This window comes from Rhizobium sp. CSW-27 (genome assembly GCF_018760785.1).
Classification (GTDB): domain Bacteria; phylum Pseudomonadota; class Alphaproteobacteria; order Rhizobiales; family Rhizobiaceae; genus Neorhizobium.
In genome coordinates this window covers 12,018-36,436 of sequence record NZ_JAHHZO010000004.1, presented here as the reverse complement: position 1 = coordinate 36,436, position 24,419 = coordinate 12,018, and the positions used below count along the sequence as shown (strand labels likewise).

Genomic DNA, 24,419 nt, shown 5'->3' with positions numbered 1-24,419 from the left:
AAATCCGGCTGCGAAGAACCGGGTATCGGCATCATCTCATATCCAAGGGAGACACCATGACGACCGCAAGCGACATCATGAAACAAATCAAGGAGAACGACGTCAAGTTCGTCGATCTGCGCTTTACCGATCCGAAGGGCAAGCTGCAGCACGTGACGATGGACGTTTCGGCGGTCGACGAAGACATGTTCGCCGATGGCGTCATGTTCGACGGCTCCTCCATTGCCGGCTGGAAGGCCATCAACGAGTCGGACATGGTGCTGATGCCGGATCCGGCCACCGTGCACATGGACCCTTTCTTTGCGCAGTCGACCATGGTCGTCATCTGCGACATCCTCGACCCGATCTCGGGCGAAGCCTATAACCGCGATCCGCGCGGCACTGCAAAGAAGGCCGAAGCCTATCTGAAGGCGTCGGGCATCGGCGATACGGTCTTCGTCGGTCCGGAACCGGAATTCTTCGTCTTCGACGACGTGAAGTACAAGGCCGATCCCTACAATACCGGCTTTAAGCTCGATTCCTCCGAATTGCCGTCGAACGACGACACCGATTACGAGACCGGCAACCTCGGCCACCGTCCGCGCGTCAAGGGCGGCTATTTCCCGGTTCCCCCGGTCGACAGCCTGCAGGACATGCGCTCGGAAATGCTGACGGTTCTCGCCGAAATGGGCGTGGTCGTCGAAAAGCACCACCACGAAGTGGCGTCTGCCCAGCACGAGCTTGGCGTGAAGTTCGACACGCTCGTGCGCAATGCCGACAAGATGCAGATCTACAAGTATGTCGTGCATCAGGTCGCCAATGCCTATGGCAAGACGGCCACCTTCATGCCGAAGCCGATCTATGGCGACAACGGCTCAGGCATGCACGTTCACCAGTCGATCTGGAAGGACGGCAAGCCGACCTTCGCCGGTGACGAATATGCCGGCCTTTCGGAAACCTGCCTCTACTATATCGGCGGCATCATCAAGCATGCCAAGGCGATCAACGCCTTCACCAACCCGACGACCAACTCCTACAAGCGTCTGGTCCCGGGCTATGAGGCACCGGTGCTGCTGGCCTATTCGGCACGCAACCGTTCGGCATCCTGCCGCATTCCGTTCGGCTCCGGTCCGAAGGCCAAGCGCGTCGAAGTGCGCTTCCCGGATCCGGCCCAGAACCCCTATCTCGGCTTCGCTGCCATGCTGATGGCAGGCCTCGACGGCATCAAGAACAAGATCCATCCGGGCAAGGCCATGGACAAGGATCTCTACGACCTGCCGCCGAAGGAACTGAAGAAGATCCCGACGGTCTGCGGCTCCCTGCGCGAAGCGCTCGAAAGCCTCGACAAGGATCGCAAGTTCCTGACCGCCGGCGGCGTGTTCGACGATGACCAGATCGACGCCTATATCGATCTGAAGATGCAGGAAGTCATGCGCTTCGAGATGACCCCGCATCCGGTCGAATTCGACATGTACTACTCGGCCTGATCGGCCACACCGCCGGACTTTGCGGCGGCACCATCCCGAACCGGCAGGCAGCCCTGCCGGTTTTTTCTATGGCGCCGGGCGCCGCAACACCTTGCCGGAGCACCTGCCATGACAAACACCACAGGCCGACCTCGCGCCGTCGACTGGCTGTTTTTCCTGCTGGCGCCCGTATTCTTTTCCTCCAATCTCGTCTTCGGGCGAGGGATTACCGGCGAAATCGGCCCGTTCATCACGGCCTTCATCCGCTGGATGGGCGCCACGCTGATCATCCTGCCGCTGGTCGTTTCCGATTGGCGCAGTCTTGTCGCCTTCATTCGCAACCACACGCTGCTGTGGCTGGCGCTCGGCATTCTCGGCATGGGCATCTGCGGCGGCTTCGTCTACTGGGCGCTGACGCTGACCACGGCGTCGAATGCGACGCTGATCTATACGACCTCCTCACTGTTCATCATTCTGTTCCAGTGGCTGTTTCAGGGGCGGCGGCTGGTGGCGCGCGAAGTGCTCGGCATGGTGCTGGCATTTTGCGGCGTGGCCACCATCGTGCTGAAGGCGGATCCGGATGCCTTGCGGCATATGAGCTTCAACATCGGGGATTTCGGTATCCTGCTGGCCGCAATTGCCTTTGCCGCCTATTCGATGCTGCTGCGCCACCCGGCAATCGGCGGCATTGCGCCCTTCTCGCTGTTTGCACTGCTGGCGGCGGCCGGCGCCGTGGTGCTCTTCCCGCCTGCGCTTGTCGAGTTCTGGGCGGGGGCTCCAATGCCGGATGGCACCGATGACTGGCTGAAGCTTGCGGGCATCATCCTGTTCGCCTCGCTTGCCGCCTTCTATTCCTTCCAGCATTCGGTCAGGGTGTTCGGCCCGGCACGCGCCGGTGTCACGCTCTACCTGATGCCGCCGGTGTCGATCGTCATGGCCGTCCTCTTTCTCGGGGAGCGCTTCGAAGCCTATCATGCGCTCGGCATCCTGCTGGTGACGGGCGGGGTCGTACTTGCCACGGCCGAGAAACGCCAAGTCGCTGAGACCGCAGGGTGATTGCGCTAGCGCAAGCGCCCGCCCCCTTGATGTCAGTTTTGTGAATTCCCACATGGAACGCGAAAGGATGTTCGCGCCATGAAACAACGAAACGCAAAATTCACCATCGGCGAAATCGTTCGCCACAAGGTCTTCCCGTTCCGCGGGGTTGTGTTCGATGTGGATCCCGAATTCGCCAATACGGAAGAATGGTGGAATGCCATTCCGCCGGAAATCCGCCCCCACAAGGACCAGCCCTTCTATCATCTCCTGGCGGAAAACGACGAGACGGCCTATGTCGCCTATGTATCGGAACAGAATCTGGTGCATGACGACAGCGACGAGCCGCTGAAGAACCCGCAGATCGCCCAGATCTTCGAACGGGCGCCGACCGGGCAGTTGAAGCCAAGGGCCATCCTGGCCCACTGAGCCGCAGGCTGCGCCGGGCGCAAGCCATCCGGCACAGAACCCGGGCCACAAAAAAACGACGCTGCCACCGGCAGCGTCGTTGTCTTTTTCACGGATCGTCGCAGAAGGATCAGTTGCCGGTCTTGGCGGCGTTCTGCGCGTCCTCGAGCTTCTTGCGGGCCTCTTCAGCCTTCTTCTGCATGCTTTCCTGCAGGCTGCGCTGGCTTTCGGCAAGCTGCGACTGCGAGATCGGTGCGCCGTCGAAGGCGCCGGTGAAGCCGGTCAGGGGAACCTTGATCGGGTTCGGCGCGCGGCGGAAGTTCACCGAGGTGAACACCACTTCGCTGCCCTTCTTGAGGCTGGCGATCATCGGATCGGTCAGCGGGATTTCAGCCGTGCAGCGGTCCGGAATACACAGCACGTAATCGAGCTTCTGGCCCTTGCCGCCGTCGATCTGCATCATCACGCCCGGCTGGATCAGGCGCGCGGAGGGAACCGAGACCTGCAGGATCTTGCGGTTGACCTTGCCTTCGACGGTGATCAGGCCGACGGCGGTGATCAGCTGGCCGTTCTGCGACAGAATCACGTTCTGCACGGCGCAGACATCGCTGTCGTCCTGCTTGTCGCAGGTCTTGAACCAGCCGAGCGGCGGAGCACCGGCCGGTGCAGCATTCTGTGCCAGGGCAGCGACAGGCGCAGCGCCGATGGAAAGTGCGAGGGCGGACAGCGCTGTCCGCAGAACCTTGTTTGCCTTGAGCATCATACCGAGATCCGTCTCCTGAAAGCGGTTTTGCGGCGCAGCGGCAAGCCGCGCCATGCCGGGGTCGTGGATCACCACCTGTCGATCAAATGAGGCAATTGAATGACCCGCCCGTCCGGCAAAACCTGTTACATTGCAGTGGCGGCGATATCCAGTCCTAGTTTTCATTTCCGGCGCCAAAGACAGGTTTCGTTGAACGAAAAGTCCCCGCATGTTGGTCTTGCTGTCCCGATCGGTTACCGTGCGGCGAATCAAGAAACGCAGCGGAGACAGGACCATGCGCCGCCTGATGACCCTTTCCCTCGCCCTGTTTTGTCTTGGCGGTTCTGCTCTGGCGGAACCGGTGCACGGCATTGCCATGCATGGCAGCCCGGCCCTGCCCGCCGATTACCGTCATTTTCCCTATGTGAACCCAGAGGTAAAGAAGGGCGGCAGCATCGCCTATGGCGTCGTCGGCACCTTCGACAGCCTCAACCCCTTCAACCTGAAGAGCATTCGCACCACCGCACGCGGCATCTGGGACAACATCTTCGGCAATCTTCTCTACGAATCACTGATGGTGCGCTCGGCCGACGAGCCGTTCACGCTCTATGGCCTGCTTGCCGAAAGCGTCGAGTGGGACGAGAACCGCACCTACATCCAGTTCAACCTGAACCCGAAGGCGAAATGGTCGGACGGCCAGCCGGTTACGCCGGAGGATGTGATCTTCTCCTTCGAGGTCCTGCGTGACAAGGGCCGCACGCCGTTCAGCAACCGGCTGAAGCCGGTCGAGAAGATGGAAAAGATCGGCGAGCATGGCGTCCGCTTCACGTTCAACGACAAGGCAGACCGCGAGTTTCCGATGATTCTCGCCTTCGCGACGCCGATCCTGCCGAAGCACGCCATCGACCCGGCCACCTTCGACCAGTCGACGCTCGACATCCCGATCGGCTCCGGTCCCTATCGCATCAAGTCCGTCTCGCCGGGACAGAAAATCGTCTACGAACGCAATCCGGATTACTGGGGCAAGGACCTGCCGTCCAAGCTCGGCTTTGACAATTACGACCAGATCTCGATTGAATATTTCCTGCAGGAAAGCTCGCTCTTCGAAGCCTTCAAGAAGGGGGCGGTTGACGTCTATCTCGAGGGTAACCCGACCCATTGGGCCCGCGCCTATGATTTTCCAGCCGTCTCCAGCGGCGATGTGGTGAAGGACACGTTCCGTCCGCAGCTGCCGACCGGCATGCTGGGCTTCGTCTTCAATCTGCGCCGGCCGGTCTTCCAGAACGTGGATGTCCGCGAGGCGCTGTCGCTGGCCTTCGATTTCGAATGGGCCAACCGCAACCTCTTCGACGGAGCCTATAGCCGCACCGAAAGCTACTGGCAGAATTCCGACCTCTCCTATCTCGGCCATCCGGCGGACGAAAAGGAACTGGCCCTGCTGGGCCCGGCCAAGGCACGGCTGTCTGCCGAACTGCTGGAAGGCAAGCCCACCCTGCCGGCCACCGACGGGTCGGGCGGCGACCGCAAGGTGTTGCGCCAGGTGGTCGAGACGCTGAAGAAGGCCGGCTATACGATCCGGGGCGGCAAGATGGTGGATGCCGCCGGCACGGCGCTTTCCTTCGAAATCATGACGCAGAACCAGGACCAGGAGAAGGTGGCGATCGCCTATCAGCGCACGCTGAGGATGATCGGCGTGGAGGTTTCCATCCGCACGGTGGATGACGCGCAGTATCAGAGCCGCTCCGGCACCTTCGATTACGACGTGATCATGAAATCCTACCCGTCGTCGCTGTCGCCCGGCATCGAGCAGATCGGCCGCTGGGGCTCGGATTCGAAGGATCGTCCCGGCAGCTTCAACTTTGCCGGCCTTGCCGATCCCGATGTCGACCGGGTGATTTCCGCGATGCTGAATGCCCGCAGCAGTGAGGATTTTACAACCGCTGTGCGCGCCTATGACCGGCTGCTGCTCGCCGGTCACTATCTCGTGCCTCTCTACCATATCGGCGATCAGTGGGTTGCGCGCTGGAAGCAGATCGCGCATCCACAGACCGTGCCGCTCTACGGATACCAATTGCCAACCTGGTGGGACCAGCGGGCACAGTAAGGATACCGCATTCCGCCTCAGCCAAAGGATTCTTCTCCATGGAAAGACTGACCATCGACCTCGTATCCGACGTGGTCTGCCCGTGGTGCTACCTCGGCAAGGCACGGCTGGAACTGGCGATTGCCGAGGTGCAGGACGAGGTGGGCATCGACGTCAACTGGCGGCCCTACCGGCTGAACCCGGACTATCCGCCGGAAGGCGTCGACCAGAAGGCGGCGCTCACCGCCAAGCTCGGCGGTGCGGAAGCCGTGGCACGCGCACATGCCATGCTGACCGATCTCGGCCGCGAGGTGGGGATCGCCTATGATTTCGACGCGATCCGCATCGGCCCCAATACGCTCGACGCGCACCGCCTGATCCACTGGGCGATGACCGAAAGCCGCGAACACCAGGACCGAGTCGTGACGGCGCTGTTCAAGGCGAATTTCGAAGAGGGGCGCAATGTGGGCGACCATGCCGTTCTGCTTGACATTGCCGAGGCAGCCGGCCTGCAGCGGGCAGTGATCGCCGCCCTTCTCGCCTCCGATGCGGACAAGGATCTGGTGATCGGTGAAATCGAGGCGGCACAGAAAATGGGCGTCAATGGCGTTCCCTTCTTCATCATCGACCAGCAATATGCGGTGAGCGGCGCCCAGACGCCGGACGTGCTGGCGAATGCATTTCGCCAGATTGCCGCCGCCAAGGCCGAGGCGCGTGCAAATCTCAATTGACGCCTGCCGCGGCCAGCCCTAATTCGGCAGGAACATCCCTCCTGCCGGAACGCCGCGCGTGTCATCCTCCGATTCGACCATGAAGGGCGTGCTGATCGCCTTTCTCTGCTTTGCCGCCTATTCCTTCAGCGATGCCGCCGTGAAACTGGTGGACGGTCGTGTTCCGCCCTTCCAGGCTGGTTTCATCGGCACGCTGGCCGGCATTCTTGCGGTGCCCTTCCTGCTGAAGCGCGGCGACAGCCTGCGCGACCTGGTGCGCACCAGCAACAGGCCGCTCTGGCTGCTGCGCTTCCTCTGCTCCTCCATCGGAACGGTCGGCAGCATCATCGCCTTTACCGAACTGTCGATGGCGGAGGCCTTCTGCCTGATCTTCCTGCTGCCCTCCTTCGCCACGATCATGTCGGTGATCTTCCTCAAGGAAAAGGTCGGGGCGAAACGCTGGGCAGCGGTCATTGTCGGCTTCATCGGCGTGCTGATTGTTCTCAGGCCGGGTTTCCGCGAACTCTCCTTCGGCCATGTGACCGCGCTCGCCTCCGGTTTCACCGGCGCCGTTTCCGTCATCATCTACCGCTATCTGGGACCGAGCGAGAAGAACATCTCGATGTATGGCGCGGGCCTGCTGGGAGCCCTCGTGGTCTGCGGCGGCGCCATGCTGCCGCATCTGATGATGCCGACACTCTGGGACCTCACGCTGCTGATCATCTTCGGCGTTCTCGCCGCCGTCGGCACCGTGCTGCTGATGGTGGCCTCCTTCTATGCGCCGGCGGCCATCGTCACGCCGATCCAGTACAGCCAGATGCTCTGGGCGATCCTGCTCGGCTATTTCATCTTCGGCGACAGCGTCGACCTCTGGATGGGCCTCGGCATCGCCCTCATCGTCGGCTCCGGCCTTTTGACGCTTGTTCGCGAACGCCAGCGCGGCACCGCTCTGCCGCCGCCGGTTGCCGGCAAGACCGAGGCAGCGCTGGCCGTGAAGCCGGGCGGGGAGGGCTGAGCGCCCTCCCCGCCCGGCTACCCTTCCTTCGCCAGTCCCGACAGCTGCGCCATGATCTGCGCGGCCGTTGACAGCCGCTTTTCCGGCGTCGGCAGGTCGCGGGTCAGGAACACGCTGTGGTCGGGCCGGATTTTCGCCATCGTGCCCTGCCTGGCGATGTAACCGACCAGGCCCGCCGGATTGGGGAACTGCTTGTCGCGGAACTGCAGCACGATGCCCTTCGGCCCGGCCTCCAGCTTCTCGACATTGCCGATGCGGCAGAGCGACTTGATATAGACGACCTTCAACAGGTTCTGCACCTCGACCGGCATCGGGCCGAACCGGTCGACCATTTCCGCGCCGAAACCATCGATCTCGGAAAGTTCGGTCAGCTCGCCGAGGCGGCGATAAAGCCCCATGCGCAGATGCAGGTCCGGTACGTAATTGTCCGGGATCATCACCGTGATGCCAACGGAGATCTGCGGCGACCAGCCGGTATCGAGCACCTCGTCCTCGCCCTTCACCTCGGCCACGGCCTCTTCCAGCATCTGCTGGTAGAGCTCGAAACCGACCTCCTTGATGTGGCCGGACTGTTCTTCGCCCAGAAGATTGCCGGCACCGCGGATGTCGAGGTCGTGGCTCGCCAGCTGGAAACCGGCGCCCAGCGTGTCGAGCGACTGCAGCACCTTCAGGCGCCGTTCGGCAGTCTGTGTCAGCTGCTTGTTGACCGGCAGGGTGAAGAGCGCAAAGGCGCGCACCTTGGAGCGACCGACGCGGCCGCGCAGCTGGTAGAGCTGGGCAAGGCCGAACATGTCGGCCCTGTGTACGATCAGCGTATTGGCCGTCGGCACGTCGAGGCCCGATTCGACGATGGTGGTGGAGAGAAGCACGTCATATTTACCGTCGTAGAAGGCATTCATGATGTCTTCCAGCTCGCCCGCCGGCATCTGGCCATGGGCGACGGCCACCTTCAGTTCCGGCACATCGGACTGCAGATAGGCCTGGATATCGGGAAGATCGGCGAGCCGCGGGCAGACGTAAAAACTCTGGCCGCCGCGATAATGTTCGCGCATCAGCGTCTCGCGGATGACGAGCGGATCGAACGGCGAAATGAAGGTCCTGACCGCCATGCGGTCGACCGGCGGCGTGGTGATCAGCGAAAGTTCGCGCACCCCTGTCATGGCCAGCTGCAGCGTGCGCGGGATCGGCGTGGCCGAAAGCGTCAGCACATGCACGTCGCTCTTCAGCTCCTTCAGCTTTTCCTTGTGCTTGACGCCGAAATGCTGCTCTTCGTCGATGATCAGCAGGCCGAGATTGGCGAACTTGATGCCGGTGCCGAGCAGCGCATGGGTGCCGACAACGATATCGACCTTGCCCTCGGCCAGATCCTTCTTCGTCTGGTTCAACTCCTTGGCGGTGACGAGGCGCGAGGCCTGCTCCACCCGGATCGGCAGCCCGCGGAAGCGTTCGCGGAAGGTCTTGAAGTGCTGGCGGGCGAGAAGTGTCGTCGGCACGACAACGGCCACCTGCGCGCCGTTCATGGCAGCGAAGAAGGCGGCACGCAGCGCCACTTCCGTCTTGCCGAAACCGACATCGCCGCAGACGAGGCGATCCATCGGCCGTCCGGCGGCAAGATCCTCGCGCACCGAATCGATGGCATTCGCCTGATCTTCCGTTTCGTCATAGGGGAAACGCGCGGCAAATTCGTCGTAGAGCCCTTCCGGCGTGGCAAGCACCGGCGCACGGCGGGTAATGCGGGTGGCCGCGAGCTTGATCAGCGCGTCCGCCATGTCGAGCAGGCGTTTCTTCAGCTTCGCCTTGCGCGCCTGCCAGGCGCCGCCGCCGAGCTTGTCGAGCTGGGCTTCCGCAGCGTCAGATCCATAACGCGAGAGGAGGTCGATGTTTTCGACCGGCAGGAACAGCTTTGCCTGGTCGGCATAATGCAGTTCCAGGCAGGCACGTGGTGCGCCCGCCGCCTCGATCGTCACGAGGCCGACAAAACGACCGATGCCGTGTTCGGCATGCACGACGAGCGAGCCTTCGTCGAGGCCGGCCACTTCCGAGATGAAATCGGCGCCGCGCTTGCGGCGTTTGGAGCGGCGCACCATGCGGTCGCCGAGAATATCCTGCTCGCCGATGATCACCAGATCGCCGGTTTCGAAGCCGCCTTCGAGGCTCAAGACCGCCGATGCCGCCTCGCCCTTCGCGAGGTTGCGGATGTCTGAGAGTTTTTCGATCGGCTTGATGCGCTTCAGGCCGTGCTCGTCCAGCACCTGCAGCAGGCGGTCGAGCGAACCGGCGGACCAGCCGGTGATCAGCACCTTGGCGCCGCCTGCCCGCCTGTCGGCAATGTGCTTGACCACGAGGTCGAAGATGTTGACGCGCTCGTCGCGGTTCTGCTGCTCGGCCTCGGCCTGGGCGCGTGCCCAGCGCGGACCGGACTTCGCCTCCAGCATCACGACGCGTTTGGCCTGCGCATCGATCTCGTTGAACGGCGTGAGACGAATGGCGCTTGCCGCATCCAGCTCCTTCACGAAGACCGAACCGTCGAGATAAAGCTGGCCCGGCGTCACCGGTTTGTAGGGCGTCGATTGCGCCATGCCGGCCTTGCCCGAATGGCCGGAATTCTGCCGCGCCTCGAAATAGTCGTAGATCAGCTTGGAGCGCTCCTGCGCCGCCTCGCGCGCCGTGTGATCCGTGATGATGCGGAAGCCTTTGAGGTAATCGAAGGCGGTTTCCAGCGTCTCGTAAAACAGCGGCAGCCAGTGTTCCATGCCGGCATAACGGCGCCCCTCGGACACTGCCTGATAAAGCGCGTCATCGCGCGTCGCGGCACCGAAGGTGGAGAGATAGGATTTGCGGAACCGGCTGATCGTGTCCGGCGTCAGCGTCACCTCGCTCATCGGGTTGAGATCGAGCGCGCGGGCCTGCCCCGTGGTGCGTTGGTTCGCCGGATCGAAGGTGCGGATCGATTCCAGCGTATCGCCGAAGAAATCAAGACGCACCGGTTCTTCCGTGCCCGGCACGAAGACATCCAGAATGCCACCGCGCACGGCAAATTCGCCGACCTCGCGCACGGTCGAGACCCGGTCGAAGCCGTTGCGCTCGAGGCGTGCGGCAATGTCATCCATGCGGATCGTGTTGCCGGGCTTGGCGGAGAAAGCCAAGCTCTCGATCACCGCCGCCGGCGCGATCTTCTGCATCATCGCATTGACGGTGACGAGCACGATCGCCGGATGCGGTTTCTTGGCGTGAGCGATCAGGCCGGAAAGTGCGGCGAGCCTGCGGGCGGAGACATCCGCACTCGGTGACACGCGGTCATACGGTAGACAGTCCCAGGCCGGTAGCGTCAGCACCGGAATATCGGGGGCGACGAAGGAGAGCATCTGCTCGATATCGGCCATGCGCTGGCCATCCGACATCACATAGGCGACCGGCTGGCCGGACCTTGCGAGTTCCGCCAGAATGAGCGGCTCCATGCCCGCCTGGACATTGGCAATCGTGAGCCCCGCCGGCGAGGCGGCAACGGCCTTCGCGCTAAAACCTTCGATCATTCGCCGCGCCCGAATTTCTCGTCGAGGCTTGCCTTGGTGACGATGTCGAAATCGGGCCGATAGGCGGCAATTCGCTCGAACATCGGCGTCTGCAGGTGTTGCGGCACCGGATCGGCGCCGGTGATCCAGCGGTTGAGGTCCTGGTCCTCCTCGGCCATCACGGCCTCGAGTTCGTCCAGCTCGGCATCGGACAGTGTCGCGATCTGCTCTTCGGCAAACTGGCCGAAAACGAGGTCCATTTCGCGGATGCCGCGATGCCAACAGCGATAGAGAATTCTGCGGCGCCGGGGATCGAGATCGGCGCTGGAGCGCGACAGTCCAGTCATGAGCGTAAAACCTTGTTGCGCGGCTGATATAGGATGATTTCTCTTGAATGTCAGCCTTGCCAAGCAGGCAAATTCCGACGCATTTTGCCGCCCATGCGCCCTGCTTTGCTCGATCCCCTGTTTGCTTCTGTCGCCAGCCTGCCCGGCATCGGGCCGAAACTGGCGGATCTGATCGCCCGCGTGACGAATCGCGAGGATGCCGAAGACTGCCGGGTGGTGGATGTGCTGTTCCATGCCCCCTCCTCGATCATCGACCGGCGCAACCGGCCGGGCATCGCGTTGGCACCCCAGGGCGCCATCGTCACCATCGAAGGCCGGGTCGATCGTCACCAGCCGCCACCGGCACACACCAACCAGCCCTACCGGGTCTTTTTGCATGACGAGACCGGCGAACTGGCGCTCACTTTTTTCCGGGTAAAAGGCAACTGGCTGGAAAAGGCGCTGCCGATCGATGAACAGGTGATGGTGAGCGGCAAGGTGGACTGGTTCAACGGCCGCGCCTCAATGGTCCATCCGGACCTGATGGTGAAGGTGTCGGAGGCGAGCGAGATGCCGCTGGTTGAGCCGGTCTATCCGTTGACGGCGGGATTGGTGCCGAAGGTGATGCGCCGTGCCGTCGAAGGCGCGGTTGCCCGCCTGCCGCGCTTTCCCGAATGGATGGATGCGGCCCTTCAGGAACGCCAGGGCCTGCCGGACGTGGCAGAGGCCTTTCGCCAGCTGCACGATCCGCGCGACGGCCACGACCTCGATCCGCAGGCGCCGGCAAGGCGAAGGCTGGCTTACGACGAGTTCCTCGCCGGCCAGGTGTCGCTCGCTCTGGTGCGCCAGCGCATGCGCAAGGCGTCCGGTCGACCGGTGCGGGTAGAGGGTCGCATCGGTGCGACGATCCGCGCCGCCCTGCCCTTTTCGCTGACCGGCAGCCAGGAGGTGGCGATAGCCGAGATCCGCGCCGACATGGCCAAGAGCGAACGCATGTTGCGCCTCGTCCAGGGCGATGTCGGTGCCGGCAAGACGCTTGTGGCGCTGATGGCCATGGCCGATGTGGTGGAGGCCGGCGGCCAGGCGGTGCTGATGGCGCCGACGGAAATTCTCGCCCGCCAGCATTTTGCCACCATCAGCCGTTTTGCCGCCTCCGCCGGACTGACGGTCGAGGTGCTGACCGGACGGGTGAAGGGCAAGGAGCGTGACGAGGTGATGGCCCGCATCGCCTCGGGCGAAGCGCAGATCATCATCGGCACGCACGCGCTCTTTCAGGATGCCATCACCTATCACGACCTGATGCTCGCCGTGGTCGATGAACAGCACCGGTTCGGCGTGCACCAGCGGCTGAAGCTCACCGCCAAGGGCATCGCCCCGCATATGCTGGTAATGACCGCAACCCCCATTCCGCGCACGCTGGTGCTCGCCGCCTTCGGCGACATGGATGTCTCCAAGCTCACCGAAAAACCCGCCGGCCGCAAGCCGATCCAGACCGTCACCGTGCCGACGGAACGCACCGACGAGATCATCGCGCGGCTCCGCGCCGCCATCGGCGACGGCAAGAAAGCCTACTGGATCTGCCCGCTGGTGGAGGAGTCGGAAGAGTCCGACCTGATGTCGGCCGAGGAACGCCATGCGGTTCTGACAAAGGCGCTTGGAGCCCAGATCGGTGCAAAAGTCGGCCTCGTGCATGGCCGTATGACTGGTGCGGAGAAGGACGCCGTGATGGCCGCCTTCAAGGCCGGTGATCTGCGCCTGCTCGTCGCCACGACCGTCGTGGAGGTCGGAGTCGATGTGCCGGATGCAACGATCATGGTGATCGAACATGCCGAACGGTTCGGCCTTGCGCAATTGCACCAGTTGCGCGGGCGTGTTGGCCGTGGCGACGAGGCATCCACCTGCATCCTCCTCTACAAAGGCCCCCTGGGGGAAACGGGCCGGGCACGGCTCTCCATCCTGCGCGACAGCGAAGACGGTTTTCTGATCGCCGAGGAAGACCTGAAGTTGCGCGGTGAAGGTGAACTTCTCGGCACCCGCCAGTCCGGCACGCCGGGCTTTCGCATCGCAAGCCTGGAGGCACATGCGGATCTGCTGGAGATCGCCCGCAAGGACGCCGCCTACATCATCGAGAAGGACCCGGAACTGGTGAGCGAACGGGGCGAGGCGCTGCGCGTGCTGCTCTATCTGCACCGCCGCGATGAGGCGATCCGATATCTCAGGGCGGGATGACGGGCGCCACGTCCGCGGCGCCCGTCAGTGTCGGTCTTACTTCGCCATGCCCGGCAGCGTGACGCGGAACACCTGGAACATGGTGTCGACTTCCGCGCCGCCCTCGGCCTTGTAGGCAGCGCCCACCTGGAAACCGTCCTGGGTCAGGAAGTCGTTATCATTGGCAACGAACAGGAAATAGTCGTCCGGCGCGGAGGCATCGAGCACCGGGGCGATCGACATGGCTTCCCACTTTTCCGACAGGTTGTTCTTGTCGTTCGGGGCGCCGTTGTGGAGACCGAAGCGGCCCAGCTCCGCATTGTTGTTGAGGTCGATGAAATCGGTCACCGCCGCAACCTTGACACCGGCATCCACCACGCCCTTCGGCGCGACCGGTTTCAGCCCGTCGAACTCGCTGTTGGCAATGTCGGTGGCGGCGGTGAGATCGACGAGATCGATCTTGCGGTAGACGGAGGTGTCACCCTTCAGGCCCTGGCCGTTATTGCTGTCGCGGGCCAGCATCAGGAAGGCCTTGTCGGACAGCGCGAGGATCTCGCTCTGGGCGGCGACGGCTACCTTGCCCTTGTTATCGAAGGTCGGCAACGGCACGACATATTCATGCACGAGCTTCAGATTGTCGATATCGGCAGCGTCATAGACCAGCGCGCGGGTATTCATGCGCGTCGAACCGGAATCGCCGCCATCCTGGCGGGTCGCCGACTGCAGGAGGGCGATGACGAATTTGCCGTCCGGCGTCATCGACATGCCTTCCAGACCCTGATTGTTCTGGCGCCCGGTTTCCGGGTCCTTCGGTTCCGGCTTCTTGCCGCCGGCATCGACATTGTTGGAGGAGAAATTCAGCTCACCCTTGCGCATCGGCAGCAGCGCCTTGGGGGGCTGGGTGGCGGAGATCATCTTTCCGTCGGCTGCGAAATGATAGATGTAGGGACCGTATTCGTCGCTGATCAGGAAGGAGCCGTCCTTCAGGCGGATGACGGCTTCCGGATCGAGCGAGACCTTCCCATTGCGGGCCTGCGGCAGGGCCGGCAGCTTGCCTGCGGCGGCGCGAACACCGGCTTCCGGATCAAGCCCGGTCATGTTCTTTCCCTGATCGTCTGTCAGCAGGATCGTGTCGGCAAGCCTGGCCTCCATGCCCTTCTGCTGCAGATCGGTGGCAGGCGTGCCCGTCGCCGGCATCAGGCGGAACTCGATGCGGTTCAGGCGGTCGTTGTAGTCGGTCGTGCCTTCCACATTGTAGCCGCGGTCGGGCAGCAGCCACAGCGCGCCGCGATAGCCCGCGCCATCCTTCTGCCAGGCGGTCGGATCGATTGCCATGCCGGAGCCGGAACCGAAGGTCTCGCCGAACTTGTCACGCTGGCTGGCGGCAATCCGGCCGATGGCAACGAGGCCCTTGTTGGCAATGGTCATGCCGGCAGCCGAAACCGAGCTTTCGGCGAAGGCCAATACCGGAACGAGAACGACGGATGCGGCTAGAACAGCCTGCAGGCCGTGGCCGAGCTTGAAGCAACCAAAAGTCATTGTGCTGATCCCATGAGCGAAGGGCAAAGTCTTCCAGCAACCGGAAGATGCCGGATGGTCAGCTGACCGATGCTTTGCCGGGGTCATTCCCCGCCGACGTCGTAGGCCTCTATTATGACTGCAGAATGAACAATTTACGCGGGAAGAGCGACGCTTCAGTCCGCAATCGGCTTCGGTGTCCATGGGGGCGCAATCAGGCCGCCCGAAATCAGCAGTTTCGCCGCATCCTCCGGCGTCATGTCGAGCATCACCACCTTGCTCTTCGGCACGAACAGCAGAAATCCCGCGGTCGGTACCGGCGTCGGCGGCAGGAAGACGGCAAGCATTTCCTCGCCCTCCTCGTTCAGCCGCGCCGCGATTTCGCCCTGCGCCTCGGTGGAGATGAACACCATGGCCCAACTGCCAGGCCCCGGAAATTCAATCAGCCCCACCTTCTTAAACGAGGTGGACTGGTCCTTCAGGACCGTCTCGAAGATCTGCTTCAGGCTTCTGTACAGCGTGCGCACCAGCGGCGTGCGGTGCAGGATGGATTCGCCGAAATTGACGACAGACCGGCCGATGAGATTTTTGCCGAGAAAACCGATGACCGTGATGAACACCACGGCAATCAGCAGACCGAGGCCCGGAATGGTGATGTCGAAATAATATTGCGGATTGTAGCGCTGCGGAATGTAGGGGGTCACCCAGCTGTCTGCCCAGTCGATGAAGGCAAAGGTCAGCCAGATGGTGATGGCCAGCGGCGCGCAGATGATGAGACCGGTCAGGAAGTTATTCCGCAACCGCCCGACAATGGTGATCCGTTCCGGAATGTCCGTCATGCCTGCCCGTCACTCATGCTGCACTGCCGTAAAAGGCCGGGTGAAACCGGACAATGCCGGAGGGCATTCCCCCTCGCAAGAGCAGAACCATGAAATATTCGACAGGAAGTCCGGGATAGGTCAGCTCCCGACACTGCCGGAAGCCGAAGCGCGGATAGAATTTCGGGCTGCCGACCAGCGCGCAGCCGGATGCCCGAAGCCCGGCGAGAGTGTCAAGGCCCCGGCGGATCAGCGCCGAACCGATCCCCTCGCCGTCCTCGGCGACCAGCGAGATCTTCAGTGCTGCGGCCGCCCGGAGCTGATCGATGATCTGCGGTTCGGTCTGGTCGCTGTAGGATTTTCCGGCAAAGGCGGCGGCGGTGACCGCTCCGATTGCCGCCTCATCGCCCGGTCGTTCCGCACGAATGATCACTCGACCGTCACCGATTTTGCGAGATTGCGCGGCTGGTCCACGTCGGTACCCATGAAGACGGCGGTGTGATAGGCGAGCAGCTGGATCGGCAGCGCGTAGATCATCGGGGCGATTACCTCGTCCACATTCGGCAGGACGATGGTTGCCATGGTCGGGAGTTTCGAGGCGGCCGCACCCTTTTCATCGGTGATGAAGATGATCCTGCCGCCGCGCGCCGCCACTTCCTGCATGTTGGAAACGGTCTTCTCGAAGAAGCGGTCATGCGGGGCAATCACGATGACCGGCATGTTTTCGTCGATCAGCGCGATCGGCCCGTGCTTCAACTCGCCCGCCGCGTAGCCTTCGGCGTGGATATAGGAAATTTCCTTGAGCTTCAGGGCGCCTTCCAGCGCCAGAGGAAAGCTCGTGCCGCGGCCGAGATAGAGCACGTCCTTGAAGCGCGACAATTCGCGGGACAGACGCTCCACCTGCGGCTCGATCAGGTTCAGCACCCGGCTCATGATGCGCGGCATCTCGATCAGGTGCCTCACCATGGCTCTTTCTTCAGCCTCCGCCAGCGTACCGCGGGCGCGGCCGGCCTGGATCGACAATGCCGCCAGAACCGCCAGCTGGCAGGTGAAGGCCTTGGTCGAGGCAACGCCGATTTCCGGACCGGCGAGAATGGGGAAGACGGCATCGGCCTCGCGGGCAATGGTGGATTCACGCACATTGACCACCGCGCCGATGGTCAGCCCCTCCTGCCGGCAATAGCGCAGCGAGGCGAGCGTATCCGCCGTCTCGCCGGACTGCGAGATGAACAGCGCCGCCTGATCCTTCGAGAGCGGAATCTCGCGGTAGCGGAATTCGGAGGCGACATCGATTTCCACCGGCAGTCGCGCATAACGCTCGAACCAGTATTTGCCGATCAGGCCGGAAAGATAGGCGGTGCCGCAGGCTGAAATCGCCAGGCCGCGGATTCCGGCAAAATCGATCCCGCCGTCGAGCGGCTTCACCGTGCCTGCGGCAAAGTCCACATAGTGGCTGAGCGCATGCGAGATGATTTCCGGCTGCTCGTAGATTTCCTTTTCCATGAAATGGCGATGGTTGCCCTTGTCCACCATCAGCGCCGCCGCCTGCGAAATCTGCATGGGGCGTTCGACCGGCCTGCCGGAGAAATCCATGATGGAGACGCCACCGGCGGTCATCACCGCACAGTCGCCATCCACCAGATAGGTGATGCGATTGGTGAAGGGGGCAAGCGCGATCGCATCCGACCCCAGAAACATTTCGCCCTGGCCGTGACCGATGGCGAGTGGCGGACCGGAGCGGGCCGCAAGGATGGCCCCCGGATCGTCCTCAAACATCACGACCAGCGCATAGGCGCCGGCGACACGGTTCAGCATGGCGAGCATCGCCGCCTTGTGGTCGAGCCCCTCGCGGGTGAACTTTGCCAGCAGATGGGCAACCACTTCCGTATCGGTCTGGCTGGCAAACACGGCGCCCTCGGCCAGCAACGCGTCGCGCAGCTCGGAAAAGTTTTCGATGATGCCGTTGTGGACGACTGCGACGCCCTCGACGAAATGCGGATGCGCATTTGTCTCGTTCGGCGCGCCATGCGTTGCCCAGCGTGTATGGGCAATGCCGATCAGGCCAGGCAGCGGCTCCACCTCCAGCTTCTTCTCCAGGTTGAACAGCTTGCCTTCGGCGCGGCGGCGATCCATCACTCCATCGTGGATGGTGGCGACGCCGGCGGAATCATAGCCGCGATATTCAAGCCGGCGCAGCGCATCGACCAGCCGTTCCGCGACCGGTTCCCTGCCGACGATCCCAACGATTCCGCACATATGAGCCTCATGTCTTTTGCGTGATTGCGTGCCGCACGTTTTCCTACCGCACCGCACGCAGGACGCAACGGCAGCAGGGGTCAAATTCGATTTCTTACAGTAACCTAGAAAATGTTACCGGTCGGCCTTGCGGGCGGCCTTCAGCGCCAGTGCCCGCTCGCGCACCGCCTTCGCCCGCTCCGGCTTCACCTCCTGTCGGGCGCGACCGAAGGCGAGCGCATCGCCCGGCACATTCTCGGTGATGACGCTGCCGGACGCGACATAGGCGCCGTCGCCGATCGTCACCGGGGCCACAAGTGCGGAATTGGAGCCGATGAAGGCATTTTGGCCGATCCGGGTCTCGTGCTTGTTCACGCCATCGTAATTACAGGTAATGGTACCGGCGCCGATATTGGTGCCTGCGCCGACAAAGGCATCGCCGATATAGGTCAAATGATTGACCTTGGCGCCGGCACCGATCTCGGCCTTCTTCACCTCGCAGAAATTGCCGACCTTGGCGTCTTCGCCGAGAACGGCGCCGGGACGCAGGCGGGCAAAGGGTCCAACCGTCGCGCCAGCGGCCACATGCGCCCCTTCCAGATGCGAAAAGGCATGGATCACGGCACCCGTTTCCACCGTCACACCGGGCCCGAAGACCACGTTGGGCTCGATCAGCACATCGGGATGCAACACGGTATCATGAGCGAGGAACACGGTCTCCGGCGCGACCATCGAGACTCCCGACAGCATCAATTCATGGCGGCGGCGCTTCTGCCAGCTGGCCTCAAGGGCGGCCAGTTCGGCGCGCGTGTTGCAGCCGGCAAGTTCCTCCTCCGGGGCATCTATCGCCACCACCCGGCCGCCATGCGCCCGCGCGATCTCGACGATATCGGTCAGATAATATTCGCCCTTGGCATTGCTGTTGCCGATTTTTTCCAGCCATTCCAGCGCACGCACCCCGTTGATCACCATCAGGCCGCTGTTGCAGCGAGTGACCCGGCGCTCCTCTTCGGAGGCGTCCTTCTCCTCGCGGATCGCCGCCAGTTCGCCATTCTCGACCAGCAACCGGCCATAGCCGAACGGGTTTTCCGCCTTGAAGCCGATCACGACGACATCCGCGCCCTCCGCGCGCCTCCGCCGGGCGGCAAGGAAGGTCTCCGGCTTCACCAGCGGCACGTCGCCATAGGTGACGAGCACGTCGTCATAGCCGTTTGCGATGACATCGCGGGCGGTCAGCACGGCATGGCCGGTGCCGCGGCGCTCCGTCTGCAGCACGGCGGAAACCTGCATGCCGGCAAGCGAACCGGCCTTCGTCACGTTCTCGGCATCGCGCCCCACCACCAGCACGGCATCCTGCATGCCCGCCGCCTGCACCGCCGTCATCACATGCGCGATCATCGGCAGCCCCGCGATCGGATGCAGCACCTTGGAGATCGAGGACTTCATCCGGGTGCTGTCGCCGGCGGCGAGAATGACGGCAAGGCAGGTGCGATTCATGGCGCTCTCTCTCAAAATCAGTCGGCGCTTCTTATCAGCAGTTGCGCGCTTTCGCCAATGGCCGTGCGCTGCGCGGCGCCGAAGGCACAAACGCAGAAGGCGCCCCGCCAGGGACGCCTTCCGTTTTCGGGCGGTATTCGGGCTTATTGCGGCAGCTTGTCGTCCACGCCTTCGACGTAGAAGTTCATGCCGAGCAGCGTGCCGTCATCAGCCTTTTCGCCGGCCTTCAGCCAGGGCGTGCCGTCCTGCTTGTTGATCGGGCCGGTGAAGGGATGCAGTTCGCCGGACTTGATCTTGGCTTCGGTCTCTTCGGCCATCGCCTTCACGTCGTCGGGCATGTTGGTGTAGGGCGCCATGGTGAGGATGCCGTCCTTCAGGCCGTCCCAGATCTGCTCGGACTTCCAGGTGCCGTCGAGCAGCGCCTTGGTGCGCTTGATGTAATAGGCGCCCCAGGTATCGACGATGGCGGTAAGCTGGGTCTTCGGACCGGCTGCGATCATGTCGGAGGCCTGGCCGAAGGCATAGATGCCGCGCTCGGCTGCCACCTGCATCGGGGCCGTGGTGTCGGTGTGCTGGGTGAGGATGTCGACGCCCTGGTCGATCAGCGCCTTGGCGGCATCGGCTTCCTTGCCGGGGTCGAACCAGGTGTTGGCCCAGACGACCTTCAGCTTGAAGTTCGGGTTGATCGACTTCGCGCCGAGTTCGAAGGCGTTGATGCCCATCACCACTTCCGGAATCGGGAAGGAGGCGATGTAGCCGGCTTCGCCCTTCTTGGACATCTTGGCGGCAATCTGGCCGAGGATGTAGCGGCCTTCATAGAAGCGCGAATTGTAGGTGGCGAGGTTCGGAGCGGCCTTGTAGCCGGTGGCGTGCTCGAACTTCACGTTGGGGAACTTCTGCGCCACCTTCACGGTCGCATCCATGAAGCCGAAGGAGGTCGAGAAGATCAGCGCACAGCCGGACCGCGCCATGCGCTCGATCGCACGCTCGGCATCCGGACCTTCCGGCACGCTTTCCAGGTAGGGCGTCTCGATCTTGTCGCCGAGTGCCTTCTGCAGTTCCTGTCGACCGAGATCGTGCGCCTGGGTCCAGCCGCCGTCGGTCTTGGTGCCGACATAGACGAAGCAGACCTTCGTCTTTTCCTGGGCCTGGGCGCCGGACACGACGCTGCCAAGAGCGGCAGCCGTGGCGGCAAGTGCGATGATGAGCTTCTTCATATTCAACCCCTGTTTGGCTTGAAGCTTCGGTTGTTCTGTCTGCCGCCTCAGCGGTCCGGAACGAAGGGTTTCCCCAGGCATGCCGGCGTATTGATGAGCGTGGTGCGGCGATTATGCGAAATGATGATGAGAACGACAATAGTGACGGCGTAGGGCAGCATCGAGAGGAACTGCGAGGGTACGCCGATGCCGAAGGCCTGCGCATGCAACTGCAGGATGCCGACGGCGCCGAAAATATAGCCACCCGCCAGAACCCGCCAGGGTCGCCAGGAGGCGAACACCACCAGCGCCAGCGCGATCCAGCCCCGGCCGGCCGACATGTTTTCCACCCATTGCGGCGTGTAGACCAGCGACAGCTGCGCCCCGGCAAGCCCGGCACAGGCACCGCCGAACATCACCGCCAGATAGCGCGTGCGGATGACGCTGATGCCGAGTGCATGGGCGGAACCATGATTGTCGCCGATGGCCCGCAGCTTGAGGCCGGTGCGGCTGCGGAACAGGAACCAGTTGACGCCGATCACCAGCGCAATCGACAGGTAGAAGGTGATGTCCTGCCGGAACAGCAGTGGACCGACGAAGGGGATCTCGGAGAGGACGGGAAAGACGATGGGCGCCAGCTTGACGCCCGGAATGCCGACGAAGCTTTCGCCCAGCTGCCCGGAAAGACCAAGGCCAAGCAGCGTCAGCGCAAGACCCGTTGCCACCTGGTTGGTTACCAGCGTCAGCGTGAGGAAGCCGAACAGCAGCGAAAACAGTGCGCCGCCGAGAATGCCGGCCAGAACGCCGAAGAGCGGCACGCCGGTGAGATAGGAGCCGGCAAACGCGCAGACGGCGCCGATGATCATCATGCCCTCGACACCGAGGTTCAGCACGCCGGCCCGCTCCGTCACCAGTTCGCCCATGGCCGCGATGACGAGCGGCGTGGCAGCGGTGATGATCGTCAGAAGGATCGCTTCGATCATGGTCAGGACTTTGCCTCCCGGGCACGGCCGGAGCCGAAGATGATGCGCACGCGGTAGAGGATCAGCGTGTCGCAGGACAGCACGAAGAAGAGCAGCAGGCCCTGGAAGACGCGCGTCACCTTGTCGGATACGCCGATCGACAGCTGCGCCGCTTCGCCGCCGAGATAGGTCAGTGCCAGCACGAAGCCGGAGGCAATCGCGCCAACCGGGTTGAGACGCCCGAGGAAGGCGACGATGATTGCCGTAAATCCGTAACCCGGCGAAATGCTCGGCTGCAGGTGGCCGATGGAGCCGGACACTTCCGAGATTCCGGCGAGGCCCGCAAAGGCGCCGGACAGCATCATCGAGAACCAGACCATGCGGCGCGCCGAAAAGCCGGCAAAGCGCCCTGCCCGTTCCGAACGGCCGAGCACGGTGACCTCGAACCCCTTCAGCATGAAGCGCATCATGAACCAGACGAGTACCGCCGCCAGAAGCGCAAACAGGATGGAGGCATGCGCCCGGCCCGAATCGAGCAGCGGCGGCAGCACCGCTTCCGGCGCAAAGCTGATCGACTGCGGAAAGTTGAAGCCCTTCGGATCGCGCCATGGGCCGCGCACCAGCCAGTCGAGGAACAGCTGCGCGATGTAGACCAGCATCAGGCTGACAAGGATTTCATTGGTATTGAAGCGTGTCTTCAGCAGCGCCGGAATGGCTGCAAACAGCGCGCCGCCGGCTGCCCCCATCAAAAGCATCAGCGGCAGCACCATCACCGAATGCCATTGCGGCACGAGGATCGGCAGGATCGAGCCGGTGATCGCACCGATCGTGAACTGGCCCTCGGCACCGATGTTCCAGTTGTTCGATCGGTAGCAGACCGACAGGCCGACGGCGATGAGGATCAGCGGCCCGGCCTTGATCGCCAGTTCATGCAGCGACCACACTTCGAGCAGCGGCTCCACGAAGAAGCTGTAGAGCGCATGGCCCGGATCCTTGCCGAGCATCTGAAACATGATCGCGCCGAAGATCAGCGTCAGCGCCAGTGCCAGAAGCGGCGAGACCAGCGAAAAAAGGCCGGAGGAGGCGGGCCGGCGTTGCAGTTCAATGCGCATGGGCGCCTCCCGCATTCGTACCGGAATGGGCCGTCGAATCATGGATGCCGCCCATCAGCAGGCCGATCCTTTCCAGCGTCAGGTCGCCGGCCGGATAGGGTTTCGACAGCCTTCCCTCGGAGATCACCGCAATATTGGTCGCCACCTCGAAGATCTCGTCGAGATCCTGGCTGATGACGATGACGGCGGAACCGGCGCGGGCCAGATCGATCAGCGCCTGGCGGATGCGGCTTGCGGCGCCGGCATCGACACCCCAGGTCGGCTGGTTGACCACCAGCACGGCGGGCTTGCGATCCAGTTCGCGGCCGATGATGAACTTCTGCAGATTGCCGCCGGACAGCGAGCCCGCGGCGGGATCCTCGCCGCTCTTGCGTACATCCATCGCCGCGCAGATGCGGCGCGCCGTGGCACGGATGGCGTCATGGCGGATGACGGACAGCAGGCCGCCGGCCAGGAAGCTGCCGCGATCGGACTGGCTGCGCGACAGAAGCAGGTTGTCGGACAGCGTCATGTCCGAAACGGCCGCATGGCCATGCCGCTCTTCTGGCACGAAGCCGGCGCCCAAGAGACGCCGCCCGTTGATGCCGGTGCGGCCGACCGCCTTGCCGCAGAGGCGGATCGCCTCGTCATCGCCGACCGGATATTCGCCCGACAGCGCGTCGAACAGCTCGCCCTGCCCGTTGCCGGCCACGCCGGCAATGGCCAGCACCTCCCCGGCGCGCACGTCGAGTGCGATATCCCTCAGCGGGACTGCGAAAGGCGTGCGGGCCGCGACGGAGAGGGCCCGCACCTCAACCAGAGCCGGCCCGAGATCGGTCGTAGCGTCGCGCTGTACGCCGGCGACATCGGAGCCGACCATCATGCGGGCAAGCGAAGCCGGCGTTTCCTGCCTCGGATCGCAATCGCCGGTCACCTTGCCATGGCGCAGCACGGTGGCGCGGTCGCAGATCCGCTGCACCTCCTCCAGCCGGTGGCTGATATAGAGCACAGAGCGCCCTTCCGCCTTCAGCTTGAACAGGGTTTCGAACAGCTTGTCGGCCTCCTGCGGCGTCAGCACCGAGGTCGGCTCGTCGAGAATGATCAGCTTGGGGTTCTGCAGCAGCGCCCGGACGATCTCGATGCGCTGGCGTTCGCCGACGGACAGATCGGCGACATGCGCATAGGGGTCAAGCGGCAGGCCATAGGCCTTCGACAGGCTTTCTGCTTCAGTGGCGATCCTGGCGAGCGGTATCTTCGGATCGAGCGACAGCGCGATGTTTTCGGCCACCGTCAGCGCCTCGAACAGAGAGAAATGCTGGAACACCATGCCGATGCCCAGCGTCCGCGCCTCGCCCGGAGAAGCAATGGAAACAGGCCGGCCATCCCAGAAGATACGGCCTTCACTGGGCTGCAGCACGCCAAACAGCATCTTGACGAGGGTGGACTTGCCGGCGCCGTTTTCGCCCAGAAGCGCGTGGATTTCACCCGGCCCGATCGACAGATCGATCCCGTTGCAGGCGGCGAATGTGCCGAAATATTTCGTCAGGCTTCGAACCTTCAGAAGCGAACCCGCTTCCGGACCCCGCGCGTCACTCACTCACCACCCCTCATGCTTGTC

General features: G+C 63.1%; 19 protein-coding genes. 7 read left to right on the top strand and 12 right to left on the bottom strand.

Annotation, left to right across the window (positions count from 1 at the left end; translation table 11 throughout):
* Positions 1–56 precede the first annotated feature (56 nt).
* From glnA to hspQ, 3 genes are all read left to right on the top strand, one after another.
* Positions 57–1,466: a type I glutamate--ammonia ligase gene (gene glnA / locus KLP42_RS09115; protein ID WP_215565981.1), complete on the top strand. Its 1,410-nt coding sequence runs from the start codon at positions 57–59 to the stop codon at positions 1,464–1,466.
* A 108-nt stretch (positions 1,467–1,574) separates the two neighbouring features.
* On the top strand, positions 1,575–2,501 hold the full coding sequence (locus KLP42_RS09110; protein WP_215565979.1) for a DMT family transporter: 927 nt from the start codon (positions 1,575–1,577) through the stop codon (positions 2,499–2,501).
* Positions 2,502–2,579: 78 nt separating this feature from the next.
* Entirely contained in the window at positions 2,580–2,909 is a 330-nt protein-coding gene (hspQ, locus tag KLP42_RS09105) for a heat shock protein HspQ (protein ID WP_215565977.1), read from the top strand.
* Between the two features lie 109 nt (positions 2,910–3,018).
* On the opposite strand, the gene KLP42_RS09100 is transcribed toward hspQ, so the two are convergent.
* On the bottom strand, positions 3,019–3,651 hold the full coding sequence (locus tag KLP42_RS09100) for an invasion associated locus B family protein (protein WP_215566747.1): 633 nt from the start codon (positions 3,649–3,651) through the stop codon (positions 3,019–3,021).
* A gap of 274 nt (positions 3,652–3,925) precedes the next feature.
* Here KLP42_RS09100 and KLP42_RS09095 point away from each other — a divergent pair, with 274 nt between their 5' ends.
* The 3 genes from KLP42_RS09095 to KLP42_RS09085 all read left to right on the top strand — a co-directional run bounded on the left by KLP42_RS09095 (position 3,926) and on the right by KLP42_RS09085 (position 7,438).
* A complete protein-coding gene (locus KLP42_RS09095) occupies positions 3,926–5,734 on the top strand; it encodes an extracellular solute-binding protein (RefSeq protein WP_215565975.1) in 1,809 nt (602 codons plus the stop codon).
* Between the two features lie 38 nt (positions 5,735–5,772).
* Positions 5,773–6,444, top strand: a complete 672-nt coding sequence (locus KLP42_RS09090; protein WP_215565973.1) for a DsbA family oxidoreductase — start codon at positions 5,773–5,775, stop codon at positions 6,442–6,444.
* 79 nt (positions 6,445–6,523) lie between these two features.
* Positions 6,524–7,438, top strand: coding sequence for a DMT family transporter (locus KLP42_RS09085; protein WP_215566745.1), 915 nt, complete (start codon positions 6,524–6,526; stop codon positions 7,436–7,438).
* A gap of 17 nt (positions 7,439–7,455) precedes the next feature.
* Here the strand turns inward: KLP42_RS09085 and mfd are convergent, their stop codons facing one another.
* Complete coding sequence (gene mfd / locus KLP42_RS09080) at positions 7,456–10,971, bottom strand: transcription-repair coupling factor (protein WP_215565971.1); 3,516 nt, start codon at positions 10,969–10,971, stop codon at positions 7,456–7,458.
* Positions 10,968–11,297: a succinate dehydrogenase assembly factor 2 gene (locus tag KLP42_RS09075; RefSeq protein WP_215565969.1), complete on the bottom strand. Its 330-nt coding sequence runs from the start codon at positions 11,295–11,297 to the stop codon at positions 10,968–10,970. The genes mfd and KLP42_RS09075 overlap by 4 nt, the downstream gene beginning before the upstream one ends.
* Positions 11,298–11,390: 93 nt before the next feature.
* On the opposite strand from KLP42_RS09075, the gene recG reads away from it, so the two are divergent.
* On the top strand, positions 11,391–13,505 hold the full coding sequence (gene recG / locus KLP42_RS09070) for an ATP-dependent DNA helicase RecG (RefSeq protein ID WP_215565967.1): 2,115 nt from the start codon (positions 11,391–11,393) through the stop codon (positions 13,503–13,505).
* A gap of 36 nt (positions 13,506–13,541) precedes the next feature.
* Here recG and KLP42_RS09065 read toward each other — a convergent pair whose 3' ends face one another.
* From KLP42_RS09065 to KLP42_RS09025, 9 genes are all read right to left on the bottom strand, one after another.
* Positions 13,542–15,023: an esterase-like activity of phytase family protein gene (locus KLP42_RS09065; protein ID WP_215565965.1), complete on the bottom strand. Its 1,482-nt coding sequence runs from the start codon at positions 15,021–15,023 to the stop codon at positions 13,542–13,544.
* A gap of 155 nt (positions 15,024–15,178) precedes the next feature.
* Positions 15,179–15,841, bottom strand: coding sequence for a DUF502 domain-containing protein (locus KLP42_RS09060; RefSeq protein ID WP_215565964.1), 663 nt, complete (start codon positions 15,839–15,841; stop codon positions 15,179–15,181).
* 13 nt (positions 15,842–15,854) lie between these two features.
* Complete coding sequence (locus tag KLP42_RS09055; protein WP_215565962.1) at positions 15,855–16,253, bottom strand: GNAT family N-acetyltransferase; 399 nt, start codon at positions 16,251–16,253, stop codon at positions 15,855–15,857.
* Positions 16,250–18,076 carry a glutamine--fructose-6-phosphate transaminase (isomerizing) gene (gene glmS, locus KLP42_RS09050; protein ID WP_215565961.1) on the bottom strand — a complete coding sequence of 609 codons (1,827 nt, stop codon included), beginning with the start codon at positions 18,074–18,076 and terminating at the stop codon, positions 16,250–16,252. The genes KLP42_RS09055 and glmS overlap by 4 nt, the downstream gene beginning before the upstream one ends.
* A 114-nt stretch (positions 18,077–18,190) precedes the next feature.
* Positions 18,191–19,552 carry a bifunctional UDP-N-acetylglucosamine diphosphorylase/glucosamine-1-phosphate N-acetyltransferase GlmU gene (gene glmU / locus KLP42_RS09045; RefSeq protein WP_215565959.1) on the bottom strand — a complete coding sequence of 454 codons (1,362 nt, stop codon included), beginning with the start codon at positions 19,550–19,552 and terminating at the stop codon, positions 18,191–18,193.
* 143 nt (positions 19,553–19,695) lie between these two features.
* Positions 19,696–20,769 (bottom strand): BMP family ABC transporter substrate-binding protein, encoded by a 1,074-nt coding sequence (locus KLP42_RS09040; RefSeq protein ID WP_215565957.1) that lies wholly within the window; start codon positions 20,767–20,769, stop codon positions 19,696–19,698.
* A gap of 47 nt (positions 20,770–20,816) precedes the next feature.
* Positions 20,817–21,737, bottom strand: coding sequence for an ABC transporter permease (locus tag KLP42_RS09035; protein ID WP_215566743.1), 921 nt, complete (start codon positions 21,735–21,737; stop codon positions 20,817–20,819).
* Positions 21,734–22,822, bottom strand: a complete 1,089-nt coding sequence (locus KLP42_RS09030; RefSeq protein WP_215565955.1) for an ABC transporter permease — start codon at positions 22,820–22,822, stop codon at positions 21,734–21,736. Before KLP42_RS09030 ends, KLP42_RS09035 begins: the two co-directional genes overlap by 4 nt.
* Positions 22,812–24,398 carry an ABC transporter ATP-binding protein gene (locus KLP42_RS09025; RefSeq protein ID WP_215565953.1) on the bottom strand — a complete coding sequence of 529 codons (1,587 nt, stop codon included), beginning with the start codon at positions 24,396–24,398 and terminating at the stop codon, positions 22,812–22,814. Before KLP42_RS09025 ends, KLP42_RS09030 begins: the two co-directional genes overlap by 11 nt.
* Between the last annotated feature and the right edge of the window lie 21 nt (positions 24,399–24,419).